This is a genomic window from Anabaena sp. CCY 0017, assembly GCF_963920885.1.
GTDB lineage: Bacteria > Cyanobacteriota > Cyanobacteriia > Cyanobacteriales > Nostocaceae > Nodularia.
Map to the genome: position 1 here is coordinate 27,263 of NZ_CAWUDG010000027.1, position 20,715 is coordinate 47,977.

Sequence of the window (20,715 nt, forward strand, 5' to 3'; positions counted from 1 at the left end):
CAATTGTTAAACTTGTTAATTATTTGAAAGTTCAAAACTAAGGTTTACAGAGCATCTCACAACATCAGCAATTTCACTGTTTCCGTTTCAGGATTTGGCTTTGACCATAAATTTAGGTTTTTGCCACTTCTATTGATTTGCTGATACTTGTTTGGGTTGATGACAGGGGACACACAGTCATTTACCCTGGGGGTTAGTTGTTTTTCTTTTGTGTCCTATTGATTAAGTTATCACTAACTTGGTAATATGCAACCCTGAATTTACTAAAGTTAATGTTTTGTTTCAGTCGTTAATAAATAACAGTTGAGACTTAGTTCTCTACTGTATTCGCCGACTGGTTAAATAACAAATCTCGTGATTTTTCCAGATCAAGTTCCTGATTTTTGAATGCTTCTGCTTTGGCGTAAGCGCGAATAGTCGCCGGACGAGCTTGAATTGTTTCAAACCACCGCTTCAAGTGAGGAAAATCCTCTAGTTTCTGGCTTTGGCTGTCATGGTGGACAATCCAAGGATAAGCAGCAATATCTGCTATGGAATAATCGCCAGCCACAAATTCTCTATCCGCTAGGCGCTTATTTAGCACCGCATATAAGCGTCCTGTTTCTTTAACATAGCGATTAATGGCGTAATCAATCTTTTCGGGTGCGTATTTGTTAAAGTGATGGTTCTGTCCCGCCATTGGTCCGAGTCCCCCCATTTGCCAGAATAACCACTGGAGGACTTCAACGCGATCGCCGGAGGCGGGGCTTTGCCCATCGCGCAGATTTTCAGAAATCAATTTTCCGGTTTTTTCGGCTAAATACAGCAAAATTGCCCCAGATTCAAACACAGAAATAGATCCATCCTGAGTGACAGGTTGATGGTCAACAATTGCTGGAATGCGATTATTAGGAGAAATCTGGAGAAATTCCGGCTGAAATTGTTCTCCAACCCCAATATTTACCGGAATAATTGTGTATGGTAGTCCAACTTCTTCCAGGAACATTGTAATTTTATGTCCATTGGGGGTTGTCCAATAGTAAAGTTCAATCATTAGTTTTATCCTAGATATGAATTTCCTATTTTACCTACAGACACATTATGAGATAATGGCAAACGACCTGGGTTTAAGCGTGCTTCTGCTGCATAACCTACAGGTACTAAAACAGCGATTGCTAAATCATCATCTGCGCCAATTATGGACTTAACTTGCTCCTCAATCCAGCCATTCATAAAGCAGGTGGACAACCCTAAACTTTCTGCGGCTAATACTAAATGGGTAGCAGCAATCATGGCATCTTTAATGGCATATTCCCGGCGTTTGTCTGCCAAACCGGCTTGAAATTGGGGAATAGCGCTTTTAAAATAGTTTACCGTGCCTTCGTTCCAAGCTCCGGTGGCGATCGCCTGTTCATAAACTGGGGTCAAATCTCCCTCCCCGGCGTTGGGGTCAGCCGCAAAGACAAAGGTAACAGGGGCTTGAATAATTTGTTGTTGATTCCACGCAGCAGCAGCTAACTCTGCCTTTTGTGCCTCATCTTGGACAAGTACAATTTGCCAGCCCTGCATATTGAAACTGCTGGGCGCAGCTACTGTTAACTCTACCAGTTGCTGAAGCAATTCTGGGGCAATGGGGTCTGTTTTAAAAGTTTTTATAGAACGACGCTGGTTAATAGCGTTAGGTACATCTAAAGGTCTAATTTGGGTGGTAGGATTCACGCGATTCTCCTGATAATTACGATATTAGATTTTACAGCACTCAACATTCAGCACAGCTACTGACTCTACGCTATCATTGTTGAATGTGCTGCCCTAAAGTTTGAGCTAAGGTAGTTTTTAGTACTGCACCCACGACGATATCAACCTGTCTTCCCCCCTTAAATATCAATAGCGTGGGAATGCTCCGAATACCGTAATGGCTAGCAACAGTGGGGTTTTGATCTGTGTTCAATTTTACCACCTTTACCTGTCCTGCATATTCGCCAGCAACCTCATCTACAACTGGAGTCACCATCCGACAAGGACCACACCAAGGGGCCCAAAAGTCTACTAAAACGGGAATTTCGCTTTCCAAGACTTCTTGTTTAAATGTGGCTTCTGTGACATTTATAACGGATGACATAATTGCCTCCTGCTTTAATTCAATTGTTCGATTTTATCGAATAAACAAAATATAGGGCATTTAAAGCGATAATGCAACCATGAAATTTTTATATCATCCAGACCGAAAAGATATTTCCTTGCCAGGAGTACTGTATGCTTTGGGCGATCCCGTGCGCCTAGAGATTGTGCGATTGTTGTCCACTCAGGGAGAACAGTGTTGTGCAGGGTTTGATTTTGCGATCGCCAAATCCACTATGTCCAATCACTTTAAAATCCTCCGAGAGTCGGGAGTTGTGCTAACTCATAAAGAAGGCACACAACACATTAATAGGTTACGGCGTGAGGATTTAGAGGCATTGTTTCCAGGGTTATTGGATGCGGTATTAAGGTCGGCACAACCGTTTATGGTGTATCAACAATCATCAGTGAACAGTCGTTAACTCAACATATTTTCTTCAACGGTTTTAAGATTGATGTTTTCTTGCATCAGGGGTATTTTCACTGTAAAAGTCGAACCCTGTCCTTGACCCAAACTGTCTGCGGAAATTATCCCACCGTGGAGTTCTACTAAATGACGCACAATAGCCAATCCTAAACCCAAGCCACCATGCGATCGCGTTGTGGTACTATCTGCCTGTCGGAAACGATCAAAAACTTGAGGTAAGAATTCTGGGTTAATGCCAATACCTGTATCAATCACTTGGATTTGAGCATAGGCAGTTTTAGAGAACCTTAAGGGGGCAGAATTAGAGGAGAGTTTGATTTCTTCATGGGGAAATAAATTATCTTGCACCCGTGATTCTATAGTATGAGCCAAAACTTCTACTTTTCCGCCTTCAGGAGTAAACTTAATGGCATTAGTCAGTAAATTCCAGACAATTTGCTGCAAACGAGTTGGATCTCCACAAACCGAATCAAGAGAACTATCGAGAATAGGATTTAATTGAATATTCTTTGTTTCTGCTAGAGGTTGCACCGATTCTAAAGCCGCCTCAATTACAGAAATTAAATTCACAACAGTTAAATGCAACCGTAACTCACCACGAATAATTCGTGATACATCTAAGATATCCTCAATCAATTTCATTTGAGAAATTGCATTGCGTTCAATGGCATCCAAAGCCCGTGCAGTGGCTTTTTCGTCCAGTTTCTTCGCACGGAGGATTTTTGACCAACCTAACATTGAAGTCAAAGGTGTGCGGAGTTCATGGGAAAGCACAGCCAAAAACTCATCTTTCATCCGGTTTGTGGCTTCTGCTTCTTGTCTAGCCGTCTGTTCTCGAATCATTTGGGCGCGAACTTCTTCAGCTTGCTTACGTTCAGTAATGTCTTCCACAGTCCCCACATAACCGAGTAATTCACCTTGACTAGAAAACATAGGTGAAGAGCGAACCTTAACCCAAGGCTGACTACCATCAGGCTTTTGAAAGCGGTATTCTGCCGAATATTCCTGACCTTCGCGAATATAAGCAGACCAACTAGCGATCGCTTGTGCTTGGTCTTGGGGATGCACACATTCGATCCATTGCCTTGCTAAACTTTCTGCTAAACTACAGCCACAAATTTCTTGATAACAGGGATTAGTATATTTACAGTTTCCTGCTGTATCAACTTCAAAAACTCCAATGGGGGAACAGGTACTCAGTGAACGGAAACGTTCTTCACTTTGTCTTAATTCCGCATTAATCGCTGTGAGTTCCCTTGCTTGTTGCTGGACTGCTTGTGTTTTCTGAAAAAGTTCGACAAATACTGTAACTTTAGAGAGCAATATATCTCTATCTAGGGGTTTAAGCAGATAATCCACAGCGCCCAGGGCATAACCTTTAAACAGCATTTGATCGCTGGTACTAAAGGCTGTCAGAAAGATAATTGGAGTGTGATGCGATCGCCCGCGACTACGAATTAGGGTAGCAGTTTCAAAGCCATCAATCCCCGGCATTTGCACATCCAGTAAAATGACGGCAAAATCCTGATGCAACAGACACCTGAAAGCTTCCTCTCCAGAAGTGGCTTTGACTAAGTTTTGTCCTAGTCTTTCCAGTATTGCCTCTAGTGCCAGTAAATTTTCCGGCTTATCATCCACCAAAAGGATATTTACTTTGGAATCCGGTTGCATGAGTTGATCTAGTTAAATAGTCTATGAACTGTTTTCTTACTTACTACTTCTTTGTTTAGACGCGATCATCGCGCCTCAGCACTTATTTTTTTGACAAAGTGTAACCAATAGTTGAGCAATTTCCGAAAGCTGTAAAATTCCATCGACTTTCACCGCCGAGATTGCTGCTGCTGGCATAACTGAGCATTCTGCCGTGGTTGGTTCCTGTACAATAGCCATTCCTCCCCGTGCTTTGATTTTTTTCAGCCCTTGTGCGCCATCTTCATTTGCCCCTGTCAATATAACACCAATCACTTGTTCAGCGTATATATCAGATGCCGACTCAAACAGCACATCAATAGATGGTCTAGCATAAGAAACCGGCTCATCTGTAGAAAGAGCAAAATAGCCTGCTTCAATCAGTATATGATAGTCTGCTGGAGCCAAATAGACCTTTCCTGGTAAAACTTCGTCTTTATCTTCAACCTCTTTGATCGGCAACAATGAGTGTTCTTGTAGTAATTCCCGCAATGTGCCACCAGAATTTTTATGCCGATGCTGCACAATAGCAATTGGTACGAAAAAATCCGCAGGTAAATTTCCCAGAATTGTTTGTAGTGCAGATAATCCTCCTAACGAAGTACCAATAACCACCAATTCAAAAGACACTAATTTAGCCTCCGATAAAGCTTTTCGCCCTGAGCTATTTCATCATAATACTGCTCATAAGAAGTAAATTTGAGGGATTCTTGGCGACCTAAACCTAAGATACCAAAGGTGCAAAGACTATTATAAAATAATTCGTGTACTTGTTTTTGCAGAATCTGATTAAAATATATTAAAACGTTGCGGCAAAAAATGACGTTAAATTCATTAAAAGAACTATCAGTAGCCAGATTATGCTGGGCAAAAATTACATTATCTCTCAGGGATGCTCGAAATACAGCATTGTCATAAGCTGCTGTGTAGTATTCTGAAAAAGACCGCTTACCACCTGTTTTCAGGTAAAGCTGCGTATATTCCTGCATTCTTTTTAAAGGAAAAATTCCATTTTTGGCACTGAGTAGAACTTGTTCATTTGCATCGGTGGCATATATGCGGCAACGGTGGTAAAGTTCCTCTTCTTGTAGTAAAATCGCCATTGAATAAACTTCTTCCCCAGTTGAACATCCAGCGTGCCAGATGCGAATAAAAGGATAGGTGCGTAACAATGGAATAACTTGATTTCTAAAAGCCAGATAAAAGCCAGGATCACGAAACATTGAGGTGACATTTACTGTCACACTCAGCAAAAATCTAGCTATACAGTTAGGCTCATGTAGTAATCGCTCTTGTAATGCGGAAATATTACTTAAACCCTCCAACTGCATAAAGTTTTTAATCCGCCGTTTCAGTGAAGATAAAGCATAATTACGGTAGTCATAACCGTAGTATTGATATATTCCTTCTAATAGTAATTTAATCTCAATGTCCTCTAAGGAAGGTTTAGGTAAATTCATAGTTAATTTATTTATATGGCCTCAGATCCCAGACTTCTTCAAGAAGTCGGGGATCTTTCTATGCAGAATTACTGATATAGCCAAACTCGCAGTAAAGAAAGTAGTTGTTCTGTATCTACAGGTTTTGTGATATAATCAGATGCTCCCGATTCAATGCACTTTTGGCGATCGCCTGGCATAGCTTTGGCAGTTAAAGCGATAATTGGTAATGAACGAAATTGCTGTTGCTGGCGAATGGCTAGGGTTGTCTCATAACCATCCATTTCTGGCATCATGATATCCATTAAGATAGCATGAATATCAGGATTAGCTTGTAATACTTCTATGCCATCTCTGCCATTTTCGGCAAATAATACTTCCATCTGATAGCTTTCCAAAAAACTGGTAATAGCAAATATATTTCGCAAATCATCATCCAGAATCAGAATTTTGCGATTAGCTAAAATTGGATCTGTTTGACGTAATTGCTCTAACATTTGCCGTTTTGTTTGGGGTAAATCTGCCTGAACTCTATGTAAAAATAAGGCAGTTTCATCTAATAAACGCTCAGGCGATCGCACATTTTTAATAATGATTGTTTCTGCCAGTCGTCGCAGTTGAATGTCTTCTTGTCGAGTTAATTCTTTCCCTGTATAAACTATAATTGGCAACTTCAAAAGACTAGATTGCTGCTTAATTTTTTCAATCAATTCTAACCCAGTCATATCCGGCAAACCTAAATCCAACACCATACAATCAAATCGCTGTGATGCCAAAATATTCAAAGCTTCATTTCCTGTATGCACTGCTGTACTTTGGACATCGCCATTACCAATTAATTCTATAATACTTTGCGCTTGTACGGGGTCATCTTCGATAATTAAAAGATTCCGCACTTTCCGCTCAATAAAACCCTTAATTTCAGTTAATGCTTGATTTAAATCTTCTGGAGATATGGGTTTTTGTAAATAAGTAATTGCTCCTAGTTGTAACCCCCGTTGTTTTCTATCATCTACAGAAAGAATATGGACAGGAATGTGTCTAGTTTCGGAATCACGCTTCAAACGGTCTAATATTGACCAACCGTCTGTATCTGGCATTTGGATATCTAAAGTAATAGCATCGGGTTTGAACTGCTGCGCTAAAGCCAGACCTATTTTACTTTCTAAAGCTATAATCACCTTAAAGCCTTGTTGACGTGCGATTTCTAGGAAGATGCGGGCAAATTTATCATCATCTTCGATAATTAGCAACACGCGATCGCCTGGGCGAATTTGTTCACGATCATCTATAATTTCAGGAGGCTGATTAGTCGGCAGATTATCTGATAGATTAGTCACTAAACTTAATGGAGATAAAACTTCATCCTTTGGAGTTCGCTCACTACCTGAATAAGTTTGAGGTAAGTAGAGAGTAAAAGTACTACCCTGTTGTGGTTGGCTATATAATTCAATTCTTCCCCCCAAAAGTTGAGCTAGTTCACGACTAATTGATAAACCTAAACCTGTTCCCCCATACTTCCGGCTGGTTGTACCGTCTGCTTGCTGAAATGCTTCAAAAATAATTTTCTGTTTATCTAATGGAATGCCAATACCTGTATCACTAACTGCAAAAGTAATCATGGGAATGTCGCTGTTGTCAACATTATCAGCCATGCCAATTTTTAATTTTATGCCTCCTGATTCCGTAAACTTAAAGGCATTAGCTAGGAGATTTTTTAGTATTTGTTGTAAGCGTTTAGGGTCGTTAGAAATTACATTTGGTAAGTTGTCTTCTAATTCAACTGCAAAACTGATCCCTTTATCCTGGGCAAATTGAGAGAAATTTCTCTGTATTGATGTCTGCAAATCTATAAAGCTAATTTGTTCAATATCTACCGCCAGATTTCCAGACTCAATTTTAGCTAAATCTAAAATATCATTAATTAATTCCAATAAATCCGTTCCCGCAGAGTAAATTGTCTGGCTGTACTCTACTTGCTTATCAGTCAAATGCCCTTCAGCATTATCTGATAATAATCTAGCTAAAATTAACAAACTATTTAATGGTGTTCGCAATTCATGAGACATATTTGCCAGAAATTCCGACTTATATTTAGAAGATAAAGCCAACTGTTCGGCTTTTTCTTCCAAAGATTTTCTCGCTGCTTCAACTTCCTGATTCTTGCGAGCAACTTCTCGATTTTGTACCTCTAATAATTCGGCTTTTTCTTCTAACTCCTCATTTAGCTGCTGTAATTCTTCATTAGACTGCTTTAACTCCTCCTGTTGCTGCTTCAGCAAGAATTGTGATTTTTCTAATTCCTGTGTTTGCTGTTCTAAACTTTGATTAGTTTGCTTAAGTTCTTCTTGCTGAACTTGTAACTCTTCTGTCAAAATTTGAGACTCATTCAGTAAATATTGAGTTTGGGTATTGACGGCAATATTATTCAAAAATACACCAATGATTTCACTCAGTTGGTCTAGAAATGTCAAATGCAGATTGCTAAATGGCTGAAAAGATGCCAGTTCAATTACAGCCGTAACATCAGATTCAAATAGTATCGGTAGCACAATAATATTCAATGGTAAAGCTGCACCTAATCCAGAAGTAATCCGGATGTAGTCGTTAGGTACTTCAGTTAACAGAATCCTTTTTCTTTCTAAGGCACATTGTCCTACCAATCCTTCACCTAAGCGAAACTGATTGGCTAAATGCTTACGTTCTTGATAAGCATAGCTACTCAAAAGCTTTAATATAGGCTGGTTATCAGCCGTATCCATTAAATAAAAAACCCCTTGTTGTGCGCCCAGCAATGGTGCAAGATTCGACAAAATCATCCGAGAAACACTTTCTAGGCTGCTCTGCCCCTGAAGCATTTGGGTAAAATCAGCTAAATTAGAATTAAACCAATTTTGCTGGTCATTTTTTTTCGTGATGTTTTGCAAATTAGCAATCATCTGATTAAAAGTTCTTGTCAGAATACCAATTTCATCCAAGCGATTGCTATGTGGTAAACTGACAGATAAATTGCCATCAGCAATATTTTCCGCCGTCTGCGAAAGTTTCGTTAGTGGTGCTGATATATGCTTAGTTAATCCAAATCCAATTACAGCTAAAAGCAGAGACACCAGAGGAATACTATAAGTAATACTATTTATAGTTCTCTCAGCCGCTTGACTTGCTTGATTAGAACGCTCTTGTAGAAAAAGAGTCTCTTCATTAGATATCTCTTTCATAATTGTTTGGATTTGCTCCATTAAATTCTTACCCTCATCTGTAAGGATAACTTTTTGAGCCGCTTCCAAGCCTTGATTTTCTCGGAGGTTAATCAAGTTGTTCATTAGAGTCATTCTCTCATTGATAAGTGATCGTAACTTATCAAATCGGCGCTGTTGGTAAATATTATCTGCCGCTAATGTCTCTAATTGCTCAAATGTTTTATTGATAAGTTTCACCGCATTATCATAAGGTTCCAAATAGCGTTTTTCTCCGGTAATAATATAACCCCGTTGTCCAGTTTCTGCATATACTAATTGAGAGCCAAGTGCTTCCAATTGATTTAGTACCTGGTAGGTATGTTTTTCTCTCCGCGAAGCAGCAATCAGTTCATGAGTGCCTTTGTAAGAAATGAGACCAATACCCAGCAAAATGGTCAAACTTACCGCAAAACCTGTGCCAATTTTAGTGCCAATTTTCAAACGATTAAACATTTAGGATAATTTTTATACTATTAATTTAAACAAATTAAACAATTTTAGATTTGGGATTTATGACACAGAACAACCCTGCTTCCAGCCCCTATCCTTGAGGAAAGTTTTTTACCCAGAACTCAACACACACTCCTCCTCACGACTGCGGCTGAAATACGGCTACCTTCTTGTGATGGATAACAAACTAAATCTATGGATTGATGAATAATTTGATGTTATCAGAGAACCTGGGAGAAGTATGACTACAAAAATTACTTTTGTGTGGACACAGTTCTAATTTTTTCAGGAGGAAAAATGGTATCTCAAAGATATAAGCGTGCAATTGGGACATTTCCTAATCGACAACAAGCTGAAACAGCACTAAATCAACTTAGAGACTCAGGTTTCTCTATGGATAGTGTTTCTATTTTAGCCAAAGACACAGGTGAGAGTGACCAAATTGCTGGAACTGATGTCACAGATAGAGGTGAAACTGAGGCTCAAGAAGGTGCTGGGATTGGTGCTACAACTGGTACTGTCTTAGGAGGTCTTGGGGGCTTACTTGTAGGTCTTGAGGCTTTGATTATACCTGGAGTTGGGCCTTTTCTGGCAGGTGGTGCGATCGCTACAACTTTAGCCGGTGCTGGACTGGGTGCAGCCGCAGGTGGTATTGTCGGAGCGCTGACTGGTTTGGGTATTCCCGAAGAAGAAGCCAAAGCTTATAGTGAGCGAGTATCACGGGGAGACTACTTGGTGATCCTAGACGGACCAGAGGATAAAATTAACCGTGCGGCTGCTCTTTTGATGAGTCTGGGTATTCGTGAATGGAGAGTACACAACATTTCTGATAGTTCTATTCCGGCTACCGATGTACTTCCTACAGGTCATCGTAATACGGAGACTTACATGGACAGAACGACTACTGATCCCGGTGTGAACATTGTTGACAGAGGTAATCGAATTAAGTAGTTTATAATCAGCCCGGCATACAGCATTTTGCAAGTATAGGAATCCTATTTGATTTATGAAAAAAGAAGTATTGTAGTGGACTGACAAGCCTAAAATAGTGCATTAAACGTAGGTTGAGTTAAGCGCAGCGCAACCCAACGCCGCCAATGATGTGGGGTTTCCTTTGGTCAACCCAACCTGCAATTTCTTGCATCATTTTAAGCTTGCTACGCCACTACGTGTCTTTAAGCGCCAAGCGCAGGCTACGCCAACATAAATCAAACCAGATTCTAGATATTATCTGTAAAAATATGCTTATTTCTCTTAATTATCCCATTTATTCAGGACATCTTTCACTAAAACTTCTTGTATCCAAACTTGTAAAACAATCACTAGTGGTACAGCCAGAAACACACCTAAGAATCCAAAAATACTGCCAAAGATCACAATTGATAACAACGTAACTGCTGGCAACAAAGATACTTGACTACGCATTGCCAAAGGTAAAACAACAAAGCTTTCTAGTTGTTGAATAGCCACATACCATAATACTATAAATACAGCTTTCCAAGGCTCATCACCTAGAGCAAGTATAACTGGTGGAATAGCGCTCAGTGTGGGACCAATATTCGGGATAAACTCTAAAAATCCTGCTAACAAAGCATTAACCAGTGGTAATGGTACTTGGAATATTATTAAACCAATATAACTGGCAACAGCAATAAATAACATAGTTATGAGTGTGCCTTTTATCCAACCAACCAGAGAATAAGCACACTTATTCATAATTTCATCCACACGTTGACGATAGAAAGCAGGAAATAGCAGGATAAACCCTCTTCTATAAGAGGAAGTATTTGCCATAAACATGATCGTCAAAGCCACAAAAAACAGCAACCCTAAAATAACATTCAGAGACCTAGTAAGTAAAAAGAAAAAGTTATTCAATATTTGGTTTAACCAAACTTCTAAATTTTGGGTAAGATATCTTAAATCACGAATATTTTCTAAAACATTGTTGGGAATCACCCGTAATAACCAATCATTCCATAAACGTATTCGTTCTAATGCCATTGGCATCAAATAACTAAATTGTTGTAATTGCTGTGTAATTCGCGGTAAGATTAGAGCCGAAAATCCCCCTAAAATTAATCCTACAAGAGTAATTGAAATAAAAATGGCAATACTACGCTTGATCCGAAATCTCTGCAAAAATATTACTAGTTGATTTAACACAGTTGCTAAAGTTACAGATGCAAATACAATTAAAATAATTTGCCGAATTTGCCAAAGAATATAAAGTGATATAACGATGGCGAGTAAGCTAATGCATTGCCCAAAACGCACAATGCTGCCTCCCTTATTTAAATATTCAAAGCAATTGTGCTGAACTATTTTTTAAGCTTACTACTTTTTCGTTAAGACACCAGCCACTTTCAGACTGATATTAAATTTAAATATTATCTCTTTCTTTAGATAGATATAGCAGACCAAAAAAATATAATTTACCGATAAATTTATTTTATCATACTCACAATATATCAATTTGCACTCTTACTATTGCCTGGTAAAAAATCACAACAAATTTAGTTTATTGTGTATTTTTGTCCATTGGCTGTATGCACCGCGCCTCCTCTTACGAGAATGTTATTCATATATAGGAATCCGGTTTGATTTATGAAAAAAATAAGTATTGTAGGGTGCGTTAGGATGAAATCCGTAACGCACCGTTATTAAGGCTTTGGTGCGTTACGCTACCGCTTTAGCGTAGCCATGCCCCTTGGGCTATACACACCCTACTTGTTTGTTCAATAATCAAATAGTAGTCCTATATTTCTGCACATCTTCATTAAGAAATGGTATAAAAGGTCTATTAAGTCAGGTTTTGGGAAGATTTTTAACTTAAAAGTCTCTATACTTACAGAAATCAAGCTTATTTGCAGCCGAATGAAACCAGCTTTAGTAAATTAGGGTAATCTTGATAGGTGCGAACCGAACAATCTAAAAATTGATTGTAAATTCCTGTGATACCGTTAGTCACAGTTATTTTTTGAACAACTGGGCTATCACCTCAAGTATTTGTAATCAGCCAATAAATTCAATGACTCGAAAACTTATCCGACCACAATCCCACCTATTTAGTTCCTGGATTACCAAATTTTTAATTCCTGCTCTTTTCAGTCTGTTCTTGATAGTTGCGCCTGCTTTAGCAACAGAACAATCACCTGTTAGCATTGATGGTCGTTTGGTGTTTCAAGTTGGTAAAACTGAGCAATTTACAGCCAGAGAACGGGCAGATTGGATTAACTCGCGCTTGCGTCAGATTGTCTTATCTCAACAACCAGTGGAGGTAGTCATTCAAGAACGGAATGAATCACCAACAATTATAGTAAATGAACAATATCTACTGACTGTTACCCAGGCAGATGCTGTGGAGAATAACACACCGCAGGAACAAGCAGAAGCTTGGATTATGCAACTGGATACAGTATTACAGCAAGCTCAAAAAGAGCGCAGTATTGACTTTATTCGTAATGCCTTGCTGCTGAGTGCTGGCATTTTAATCTTAGCATTTGCCTGTCACAGGTTTTTAGGATGGCTATGGAAACGTTCCCGACAGGAAGTTTTACAACGCTTACCCCCATCTCCTGATGAAGCAGATGTAGATTCTAGTTCGTCCACAGCTTTGAATTTGTTATTTAATTTTACCCTACTGGCGGCACGGATGTGGGTGTGGGTAAGTGTCATTCTCTACATTACCAATTTATTACCTTTCAGCCGGATTTGGAGCTACCGTCTGGCTAATCAATTAATTCAAACTTTAACATCTCCTATATTAACTTTAGGTCAAAGTCAATATTCAGTTATTTATTTGCTAATTTTGATAGTTCTGTTATTAGGACTGATGATTTTAGCCGGTGCAGCCACAAACCTTTTGAGGACTCGAATTTTACAATTCACAGGAATAGATAGAGGCGCTCAAGAAGCCGTTGCGGTGATCACTAAATATACAATTATTATCGTTGGCGCAATTGTATTATTACAGGTTTGGGGTTTAGATTTAAGTTCACTTACAATTCTGGCAAGTGCTTTGGGGGTGGGGATTGGTTTTGGTTTCCAGGATATCGCCAAAAATTTTGGTAGTGGTGTAATTTTATTGTTTGAGCGTCCAATTCAAGTGGGCGATTTTGTCCAAGTTGGTGAGATAGAAGGTACAGTAGAGCGTATTGGTGGTCGTAGTACCCTATTACGAACTTTAGATCAAATTTCAATTATTGTCCCCAACTCCCGCTTTCTGGAAGATAAGGTCATTAATTGGAGCTATAAAAACCCAGTTTCACGGTTGCGAATTCCGGTTGGTGTTGCTTATGGTTCTGATATCAGTGCAGTCAAGAAAGCACTATTAGATGCGGCTTTTGAACAAACTGGAATTTTGAAGATTCCCACACCGACTATCTTCTTTGTCGGGTTTGGGGATAGTTCCCTAAATTTTGTACTGATGGTTTGGACTGCTAAACCTAGTGAACAATATTTAGTCAAAAGTAATTTGTACTTCCGCATTGAAGAACTTTTCCGGAAATATCACATCCAAATTCCCTTTCCTCAGCGAGATTTACACATCCGTTCTGGAAATTTACCTCTAGAGGTATCACCAGATTTAGAAGCAACCCTACGAGAATTATCTCAAAATCCTAGTAGTAGTAAAAAAGGTAAAAATTTATAGCACTCTATTTATTTGAAATCAGTAAAATTAAGTAAATCACCAGGGCGGAGGAAATTACTCAGATAATTTCACAAGTTGATTATACTTGTTAGAGTAATTCCCTATCGCTCTGGTGCTTCTTTAGCGGAAATATCCGCCATAAGGGTATAAGTAAAGGGTGTTCAAAGCCTATAACAGTTATTTAGAAATTATTGTATCAGCCCACACATTTTTTGTTTTTCATCATGTTGAGCGATAAATAATTATGCACTCTTCATATTTGTCGATGAACTAGGGTGGCACTGGCTTGATCCACAGGCATCAGGATCAATTCGTTGATATTAACATGAGGCGATCGCGTGACGCAGAAAAATATCACATCAGCGACATCATCGGCTGTCAGAGGGGTAACTCCTTGGTAAACTTTGTCAGCGCGTGTAGTATCACCGTGAAAACGCACATTGCTAAATTCCGTTTCCACCATCCCAGGGTCAACGGATGTCACCCTCACAGGGGTTCCCAGCAAGTCTTGTTTTAAACCTTCCGAAATTGCCTTCACAGCCGCTTTAGTGGCACAGTAAACGCCACCACCGGGATAGGTTTGATGCCCAGCAATGGAGCCTAAATTCACAATATGGCCGCGATCGCGTTTCACCATTCCCGGCACTACATAACGGGTGAGGTAAAGCAAGCCCTTGATATTGGTATCAATCATTTCATCCCAGTCTTGATAGTCGCCTTCATGCAACTTGTCTAAACTGCGACTCAAACCAGCATTATTAATCAAAATATCAATATCAGACCAGGCAGGAGGTAAGCTGGAAATGGCAGACTCTACCGCCGAGCGATCGCGCACATCCAAATGTAATAAATGAGTCTCTATCCCAAACTCTTTTTTCACTGTATCCGCTAATGCTTGCAAGCGTTCCCATCGTCGCGCCGCTAAAATTAATTTTGCCCCCGCATTAGCAAAAATTCTGGCGCAAGCAGTACCAATACCACTACTCGCCCCAGTAATCAGAATAATTTTATCTTGTAGAGAAATCATGATTAATTAAAAATTAAACGTCAAAAATACTCTAAATACCAAGAAAACAATCAAACAAAAAATCCTCCCTACTCCTGTAGGGGCGGGTTTATTAAAAATTTGGTCTCCCCACAGACTCACTGCTTAAACCCGCCCATTTCCTATTTTTTACCTGACAACTTGCAGACGCTGAGTCACCATAGTCATCCCACCACCCCGAAGAATTACCGCCGAAACCCAACGGTTCCCAGGCGTAGATGGTGCGCGTCCCACTTTAAACAGTCCGCCAGATGTCAATAATTCCAAATCTACAGATGTGGGATTGAGATATTTACTAACTTCGACTGGTTCTTCAATTGCAGTTCCCAAGAGAAAATCATCGCCCAGTGGTTCCTGAACAATGGCATCAAAAGTATATTCCTGCCCGACTCTGACCTGCTGTGGTAAATTGATATTAATTTGGGGAGGCTTGTTACCAGAGGTAATTAAGCTACGTTCTGACAAAATTGTTTGATTAACTATCTTTCCACCTTGAATCCTTTGGCGTGAAGTAATAGTAGCATTGAGAGCCAAATTGTTACTATTGGCAGAAGGTAAGCCAGTTATATTAGTCACGGTTTCGGCGACAATCACATTGCCTTCAGCTTTCCAAGATTGCAATTGTGTACTATATCGTAACTGGGGATATCGTTTCCAGAGGGCGAGCAAAGACTTTTCTAGAGATTGGGCGTTTAATCCATCTCCATGTGTGAAGTTAGGGCCGTATAATTGCATTACTCCTTTGATATCGCCTTGACTAGCTGCTCTATCCATTTGGGTTAACAGATTTCTCAACTCAGTGGGCGTATTACTGGGGAGAGTTACCCCGGTGGGGATGCTTTGAGAAACACCGTTAGCTGTTCGGGATTGACGAAGCCTTTGTCTTAATGACATCTGAGATTCTTTCACAGCAGCAGAAACGGGTTGCGTTTGTCCTGGTGTCTTCGCTTGAACGGGTTGCCCATTACTCGCAAAACCAAGTATAAACAGAGACAAAATTAACCAAATACCATGAGGAAATTTCTGTTGGTGTTTCAGTAATAAGGCAGTAATGTTAGTCATTTGGTAAGAGTTTACTGATTTGAGTAAAGAACGTCAGGAAATTGTTTTATCTTAGATAACCTAAGCGCTAAACGGTAGAGTTTTGATGGTAAACGCACCGATAAAATTATTAATAGCTGCCAGTGGAACTGGTGGACATTTGTTTCCCGCGATCGCACTGGCCGAAAAGCTGCCAGACTATGAAATTGAATGGCTGGGTGTACCCAATCGTCTGGAAACTCAACTTGTCCCCAAACAGTACCCCTTGAATACTATTGCAGTTGAAGGGTTTCAGCAAGGATTTGGATTATCCACACTCCGCATCTTGGGTCAGCTAATGGCGGCGATTCTAGAAGTTAGGCGAATCCTCAAACAAGGCAAATTCCAAGGTGTCGTTACTACTGGAGGTTATATCGCCGGGCCAAGCGTGATTGCAGCGCGTTCTTTGGGTTTACCTGTGGTTTTTCATGAATCTAACGCCTTACCAGGTAAAGTTACGCGATTTTTTGGCCCTTGGTGCAATGCGGTGGCTTTAGGATTTGCCGAAGCCAGTCAGTATCTCCCTCGTGCTAAAACTGTCTGTGTAGGTACTCCGGTACGTTCTCAGTTCCTAGATCAAGGACTTGATATATCACTAGATTTACCTATTCCTGATGGTGTGCCTTTAATTGTAGTCTTTGGCGGCAGTCAGGGGGCTGTAGCAGTGAATCAGCTAGTGCGCCAGTCAGCTGCGGCTTGGTTTGATGCGGGTGCTTATGTGGTACATTTAACAGGCGATCGCGATCCCGAAGCTGAAAGCCTCAAGCATTCACAATATATATCATTACCCTTTTACGACAATATGGCAGCCTTATTAAGACGAGCCAATTTAGCCATTAGTCGGGCTGGTGCTGGTAGCTTGACAGAATTAGGGGTATGTGGAACGCCAGCTATATTGATTCCCTACCCCTTTGCTGCCGAAGACCATCAAACTTATAATGCAGATGTATTTACTCAAGCTGGCGCAGCGTTAACTTTTAAACAATCTGAGTTAACAACCAAGATATTGCAAACTCAGGTTTTAAATTTATTACAATCACCAACAGAGTTAGCAAAAATGGCAGAAAATGCTAAAGCGATCGCAATTCCTGATAGTGCGGAAAAATTAGCTTCTTTAGTGCGCGAGATAGTTGAAATTTTTCAATAATTAAAAACTACTCGACCACCAGGCCGCCAATCACAATGAATGAAGCCTCTATGCATTCCTCTTCCCAATCCAGTGCAATCAGAAGCCCGACAAATTTCCATTAGTCGCGTAAAATTACCATCTGAGGGGCGAATATCAATGGCCAATCCTTGGATATGCTGGGAATGGCTTGCACCTCCAATGCTGCGATTAACTGCGCGTGGACGATAACCAGAATTTATCCCAATGGGAATGCCATATTTATCGCGAATTTTGCCAAAGCCTTGAGCTGTTTTAATAATATTATTAATCACATTTTTTGACTCCGGCGCTCTTCGAGGATCGCAACCTTTGGTCATTTCTCCCCAAGTGAGAGGTATCCCAGGAACAATCAATTCATTCTCGTAAACTGTAACACCAGTTACTAGCTTCATACTGTTACCAGTTTTCGTACCCAAAGACGATGTAGGTAAGGGTGTTAATTCCTGGGTTTGTTCTTCAATAACTTGATGATTTACGGCAATTTCCAGCAATGCAGCCGCAGTGCTTGTCCCCAAAAATTCGGGAGAATCTAGCCAAACGCTCGCTTTGAAGTCTGCAAACGCTTTTTCAGTTAAATTGCCAACGATGCCATCTACTTTACCTGTATAAAGTCCTGTTTTACTTAGCAGAGTTTGGATTTCTTTGATAGTCTCAGCTTCCACTTCAGTCAGTTTGACTGTAATATTAGAAGCCTGAATCTTTCCTAAGTTAATAAATTCTTCGGCAGCAGGATTTGTCATAGATGTAGCTCCTAAAATTAGGTTGGGAATAAATAAAACTTCAGTTATGTCCGCAACGATTCCTGAAAATTGGCGGCAAAACCATGCGAATAGCAGCAGAATATCAATCGTCATAAATCAACTCTCCATGATTCGCTTTCCTGTCCTTGATGCCCTTACCCTTCAGGAAAATCAACAATTTTCCTGAGAATTTAAACCGGGCAATCGGGACGCGGGAACCAGAAAGAATCTATACCTGCATAGGAAATCTACTAGTGCATATATTTCGTTTTTTCGTTAAATAAGCTTGATATGGCTTATTTTAACACATTGTATAATTACTACCGATCATAATTAAAATTGCTAAGTAAAAATAATTCCTATTAGCATTGATAATTTAGCTTTATTCGGATGAAAAATTTCTAATTTTTCTGCAATTTGGCACAAGTTTTTGAGACTGTTCTTTATGTGCGCCTGATTTTGTTGTACAATTTATTACCACAAAATCTTACGGATTTGCGACACACAATCAATGCTGAGGTGTCTTTATGACAAAATTAATCTGGTTTCCTGTTGTGGCTTCTGCTGTGATTATAGGATATGTAGACCAGTTAGCTATTAGCCGAAAACCCAGAAACTATATGCAGATGGCGTTAAATTCTTCAGAAACAGTTGTGGAATTAGACGAACCTACTGTGACGAGCAAAATCGATGAAAAAGCCGCCTTCGACTTAGTTTGGCAGTTACCACTAGTACAACGCAAAGCGAAAGAAATTCAATACCTTTCTCAGGGGACTATACAAGTGGCGGCAATTGTTTATGATTATCCTACGCCCAATGACCCCTACTACAAAGTGAGAGTGTTTGACGGTGAACCGAAACACGACACCACAATTTATTGGTTTCGTGTCTTGAATACAGGAGATGTCATTGAAGTCCTAGATGTTATAGATAACAAATATATCTCTTTGGACGAATGGCGGGAACAATTAAAACGCTAAAAGTAATTGTGCCATTTTGAGCTACAGTTGGGATAGTTTTGAATATCAAACCAATGTCTGAACAAAAACCTCTAAGTCCTTGGCACTACAAACCTTGGTGGTGCCAGCCTTGGTCTATACTTCTCACAGGGGTAACACTGATTAGCGGTAGTTGGTTAATATTTCAAACTATTTGGATCACGGTGATTGTTTCCATCCCTGTTTTAGCATGGATGGTGTTTTTTCTGTTAATTTGGCCGCAACTAATAATTCGCAGTGGCGCTTTGGATTCATATATGGAAAAAAGCCGGGATTAATTCAGAAACATAACCTAAAAAACCATTTTATTTATCTGGTAGAAAAAGAGTAAATTGACTGCCTTCACCTAATGTTGATACCACGGTTACATCCCCGCCATGCAAACGCGCCAACTTGCGTGTTAAGGCTAAACCTAGACCAGTCCCTTCATACTGACGATTTAAGCGGCTATCTAGTTGTTGAAAAGGTTCAAATAGAAATTGAAACTGATTGGCATCAATCCCAATACCAGTATCAGAAACTATAAAATTGATGCCTCTAGGTACTTTCTCAACTGTCAAAGATATCTCGCCGACGGTGGTAAATTTAATGGCATTTTGTAAAAGATTAAGTAGCATTTGTTGAACGCGTTGGGCATCAGCAATGCACACATCTGCTTTTAAATCAATTTCACAGATTAATTGTAGTCCTTTTTCTAAGGTGCGATCGCGGACTGTAGATAAAACAAAATTACAGAGTTCTGGTACCGACAAAGGTAATAGAGATAATTCTTCTTTACCTGCTTCAACCTTAGATAAATCCAAAATATCATTAATCACTGACAACAAATGTTCTCCACTGTTGTATATGCAAGTAACATACTCCTTCTGTTTATCATTTAGGGAACCAACCATTTCTTGTTGTAATAACTGGGACAAGCCCATAATGGCATTGAGAGGTGTTCGCAGTTCGTGGCTCATGGTTGCTAAAAATTCAGTTTTAGCCTGACTACCAGCTTCTGCGGCTGTTTGAGATCCACTTTGGTTTAACTCTGCTTGTTTGCGATCGCTAGCCTCACTTTTTTCGCGATCGCTTGCTTCTATGGCCATAGAAACAAAATCTGCTATAAAGCCGGCAAAATTTTCTTCTGCCAAAGTCCACTGGCGAACCGCGCCCAAGTTTTCGTAACACACTACTCCCAGCAAACGACCTCCCAGCCAAATCGGTGCAGCCAGCAGGGATGTAATGCCAAACACACCAAGATAAGAGGTAAATAATTCTTGGGTTCTTTGATCTCTGATGGCCTCGTTGACTGCTATGGTGCGCTCTTGTTCCAAAGCTTGGAAATAAGCAGGATAATTCGCTTTTAAAAAACACCAGCCACAAGTATGGTTTTTTTGGCTGACATCATATAAATCGATAGATTCAATTGCTGAACAATCTTCGTTATATAACCACACGCCTACCCGTTGCACTGAGAGTGTTTGCGTCGCAGTTTCCGTAATTTCTCTAAGCGCTGCATTCAAGTTACCGGCTTGGAATGTCTGACTTCGAGCTAATTTCACTAGCGCCTGGCTTTGTCTGCGGCGCTCATGTTCGGTAATTTGCAAAGTCTCTTCTACCTGCTGATCTTCTGTGATATTTTTAACCACCATTATTTGCATTTGTTGCCCCTGCTCAGAAACTATGTATGTTGCATTCCCCAGT

17 protein-coding genes and 1 pseudogene are annotated in these 20,715 nt (G+C 40.0%); 6 read left to right on the plus strand and 12 right to left on the minus strand.

The genetic code is table 11. The annotated features are described in order from the left end of the window. Positions 1 to 310 precede the first annotated feature (310 nt). From ACM0OW_RS21975 to trxA, 3 genes are all read right to left on the minus strand, one after another. On the minus strand, positions 311 to 1,033 hold the full coding sequence (locus tag ACM0OW_RS21975; RefSeq protein WP_414552351.1) for a glutathione binding-like protein: 723 nt from the start codon (positions 1,031 to 1,033) through the stop codon (positions 311 to 313). Between the two features lie 5 nt (positions 1,034 to 1,038). Next, positions 1,039 to 1,698 carry a nitroreductase family protein gene (locus ACM0OW_RS21980; protein WP_414552352.1) on the minus strand — a complete coding sequence of 220 codons (660 nt, stop codon included), beginning with the start codon at positions 1,696 to 1,698 and terminating at the stop codon, positions 1,039 to 1,041. 73 nt (positions 1,699 to 1,771) lie between these two features. Further along, positions 1,772 to 2,101, minus strand: a complete 330-nt coding sequence (trxA, locus tag ACM0OW_RS21985) for a thioredoxin (RefSeq protein ID WP_414552354.1) — start codon at positions 2,099 to 2,101, stop codon at positions 1,772 to 1,774. Between the two features lie 79 nt (positions 2,102 to 2,180). On the opposite strand from trxA, the gene ACM0OW_RS21990 reads away from it, so the two are divergent. Beyond that, positions 2,181 to 2,522, plus strand: coding sequence for an ArsR/SmtB family transcription factor (locus ACM0OW_RS21990; RefSeq protein ID WP_414552356.1), 342 nt, complete (start codon positions 2,181 to 2,183; stop codon positions 2,520 to 2,522). Here ACM0OW_RS21990 and ACM0OW_RS21995 read toward each other — a convergent pair. From ACM0OW_RS21995 to ACM0OW_RS22010, 4 genes are all read right to left on the minus strand, one after another. Next, on the minus strand, positions 2,519 to 4,198 hold the full coding sequence (locus ACM0OW_RS21995) for an ATP-binding protein (RefSeq protein ID WP_414552358.1): 1,680 nt from the start codon (positions 4,196 to 4,198) through the stop codon (positions 2,519 to 2,521). The two genes, ACM0OW_RS21990 and ACM0OW_RS21995, sit on opposite strands and share 4 nt — an antisense overlap. A gap of 75 nt (positions 4,199 to 4,273) precedes the next feature. Next, on the minus strand, positions 4,274 to 4,846 hold the full coding sequence (locus tag ACM0OW_RS22000; RefSeq protein WP_414552360.1) for a chemotaxis protein CheB: 573 nt from the start codon (positions 4,844 to 4,846) through the stop codon (positions 4,274 to 4,276). Beyond that, positions 4,846 to 5,676, minus strand: coding sequence for a CheR family methyltransferase (locus tag ACM0OW_RS22005; RefSeq protein ID WP_414552362.1), 831 nt, complete (start codon positions 5,674 to 5,676; stop codon positions 4,846 to 4,848). Before ACM0OW_RS22005 ends, ACM0OW_RS22000 begins: the two co-directional genes overlap by 1 nt. A gap of 68 nt (positions 5,677 to 5,744) precedes the next feature. Next, positions 5,745 to 9,347 carry a response regulator gene (locus tag ACM0OW_RS22010; RefSeq protein ID WP_414552363.1) on the minus strand — a complete coding sequence of 1,201 codons (3,603 nt, stop codon included), beginning with the start codon at positions 9,345 to 9,347 and terminating at the stop codon, positions 5,745 to 5,747. Between the two features lie 294 nt (positions 9,348 to 9,641). Between ACM0OW_RS22010 and ACM0OW_RS22015 the strand changes: the two genes are divergently transcribed. Further along, positions 9,642 to 10,295: a general stress protein gene (locus tag ACM0OW_RS22015; RefSeq protein ID WP_414552365.1), complete on the plus strand. Its 654-nt coding sequence runs from the start codon at positions 9,642 to 9,644 to the stop codon at positions 10,293 to 10,295. Positions 10,296 to 10,598: 303 nt separating this feature from the next. On the opposite strand, the gene ACM0OW_RS22020 is transcribed toward ACM0OW_RS22015, so the two are convergent. Further along, positions 10,599 to 11,621, minus strand: coding sequence for an AI-2E family transporter (locus tag ACM0OW_RS22020; protein ID WP_414552367.1), 1,023 nt, complete (start codon positions 11,619 to 11,621; stop codon positions 10,599 to 10,601). Between the two features lie 754 nt (positions 11,622 to 12,375). Between ACM0OW_RS22020 and ACM0OW_RS22025 the strand changes: the two genes are divergently transcribed. Next, on the plus strand, positions 12,376 to 13,998 hold the full coding sequence (locus ACM0OW_RS22025) for a mechanosensitive ion channel family protein (protein WP_414552369.1): 1,623 nt from the start codon (positions 12,376 to 12,378) through the stop codon (positions 13,996 to 13,998). 253 nt (positions 13,999 to 14,251) lie between these two features. Here the strand turns inward: ACM0OW_RS22025 and ACM0OW_RS22030 are convergent, their stop codons facing one another. Further along, entirely contained in the window at positions 14,252 to 15,025 is a 774-nt protein-coding gene (locus tag ACM0OW_RS22030; RefSeq protein WP_414552371.1) for an SDR family oxidoreductase, read from the minus strand. Between the two features lie 147 nt (positions 15,026 to 15,172). Next, entirely contained in the window at positions 15,173 to 16,105 is a 933-nt protein-coding gene (locus ACM0OW_RS22035) for a nuclear transport factor 2 family protein (protein WP_414552373.1), read from the minus strand. An 85-nt stretch (positions 16,106 to 16,190) separates the two neighbouring features. On the opposite strand from ACM0OW_RS22035, the gene murG reads away from it, so the two are divergent. Then, complete coding sequence (gene murG, locus ACM0OW_RS22040; protein ID WP_414552375.1) at positions 16,191 to 17,270, plus strand: undecaprenyldiphospho-muramoylpentapeptide beta-N-acetylglucosaminyltransferase; 1,080 nt, start codon at positions 16,191 to 16,193, stop codon at positions 17,268 to 17,270. Here the strand turns inward: murG and ACM0OW_RS22045 are convergent. Further along, the gene (locus tag ACM0OW_RS22045) at positions 17,264 to 18,145 is read right to left on the minus strand and encodes a D-Ala-D-Ala carboxypeptidase family metallohydrolase (protein ID WP_414552377.1); all 882 of its coding nucleotides are present in this window, start codon (positions 18,143 to 18,145) and stop codon (positions 17,264 to 17,266) included. The two genes, murG and ACM0OW_RS22045, sit on opposite strands and share 7 nt — an antisense overlap. A gap of 413 nt (positions 18,146 to 18,558) precedes the next feature. Here ACM0OW_RS22045 and ACM0OW_RS22050 point away from each other — a divergent pair, with 413 nt between their 5' ends. Both ACM0OW_RS22050 and ACM0OW_RS22055 read left to right on the plus strand, forming a co-directional pair. Beyond that, positions 18,559 to 19,011: a hypothetical protein gene (locus ACM0OW_RS22050; protein WP_414552379.1), complete on the plus strand. Its 453-nt coding sequence runs from the start codon at positions 18,559 to 18,561 to the stop codon at positions 19,009 to 19,011. Between the two features lie 53 nt (positions 19,012 to 19,064). Continuing rightward, positions 19,065 to 19,307, plus strand: coding sequence for a DUF6737 family protein (locus ACM0OW_RS22055; RefSeq protein WP_414552381.1), 243 nt, complete (start codon positions 19,065 to 19,067; stop codon positions 19,305 to 19,307). 27 nt (positions 19,308 to 19,334) lie between these two features. Here the strand turns inward: ACM0OW_RS22055 and ACM0OW_RS22060 are convergent. Next, positions 19,335 to 20,531: pseudogene (locus ACM0OW_RS22060) on the minus strand (sensor histidine kinase); the annotation flags it as partial. Between the last annotated feature and the right edge of the window lie 184 nt (positions 20,532 to 20,715).

Excerpts from the sequence above, each read along its gene's own strand:
- ACM0OW_RS21975 (WP_414552351.1), bottom strand. The coding sequence starts at position 1,033 with ATGATTGAACTTTACTATTGGACAACCCCCAATGGACATAAAATTACA.
- trxA (WP_414552354.1), bottom strand. The coding sequence starts at position 2,101 with ATGTCATCCGTTATAAATGTCACAGAAGCCACATTTAAACAAGAAGTC.
- ACM0OW_RS21990 (WP_414552356.1), top strand. The coding sequence starts at position 2,181 with ATGAAATTTTTATATCATCCAGACCGAAAAGATATTTCCTTGCCAGGA.
- ACM0OW_RS21995 (WP_414552358.1), bottom strand. The coding sequence starts at position 4,198 with ATGCAACCGGATTCCAAAGTAAATATCCTTTTGGTGGATGATAAGCCG.
- ACM0OW_RS22005 (WP_414552362.1), bottom strand. The coding sequence starts at position 5,676 with ATGAATTTACCTAAACCTTCCTTAGAGGACATTGAGATTAAATTACTA.
- ACM0OW_RS22010 (WP_414552363.1), bottom strand. The coding sequence starts at position 9,347 with ATGTTTAATCGTTTGAAAATTGGCACTAAAATTGGCACAGGTTTTGCG.
- ACM0OW_RS22015 (WP_414552365.1), top strand. The coding sequence starts at position 9,642 with ATGGTATCTCAAAGATATAAGCGTGCAATTGGGACATTTCCTAATCGA.
- ACM0OW_RS22025 (WP_414552369.1), top strand. The coding sequence starts at position 12,376 with ATGACTCGAAAACTTATCCGACCACAATCCCACCTATTTAGTTCCTGG.
- ACM0OW_RS22030 (WP_414552371.1), bottom strand. The coding sequence starts at position 15,025 with ATGATTTCTCTACAAGATAAAATTATTCTGATTACTGGGGCGAGTAGT.
- ACM0OW_RS22035 (WP_414552373.1), bottom strand. The coding sequence starts at position 16,105 with ATGACTAACATTACTGCCTTATTACTGAAACACCAACAGAAATTTCCT.
- murG (WP_414552375.1), top strand. The coding sequence starts at position 16,191 with ATGGTAAACGCACCGATAAAATTATTAATAGCTGCCAGTGGAACTGGT.
- ACM0OW_RS22045 (WP_414552377.1), bottom strand. The coding sequence starts at position 18,145 with ATGACGATTGATATTCTGCTGCTATTCGCATGGTTTTGCCGCCAATTT.
- ACM0OW_RS22050 (WP_414552379.1), top strand. The coding sequence starts at position 18,559 with ATGACAAAATTAATCTGGTTTCCTGTTGTGGCTTCTGCTGTGATTATA.
- ACM0OW_RS22055 (WP_414552381.1), top strand. The coding sequence starts at position 19,065 with ATGTCTGAACAAAAACCTCTAAGTCCTTGGCACTACAAACCTTGGTGG.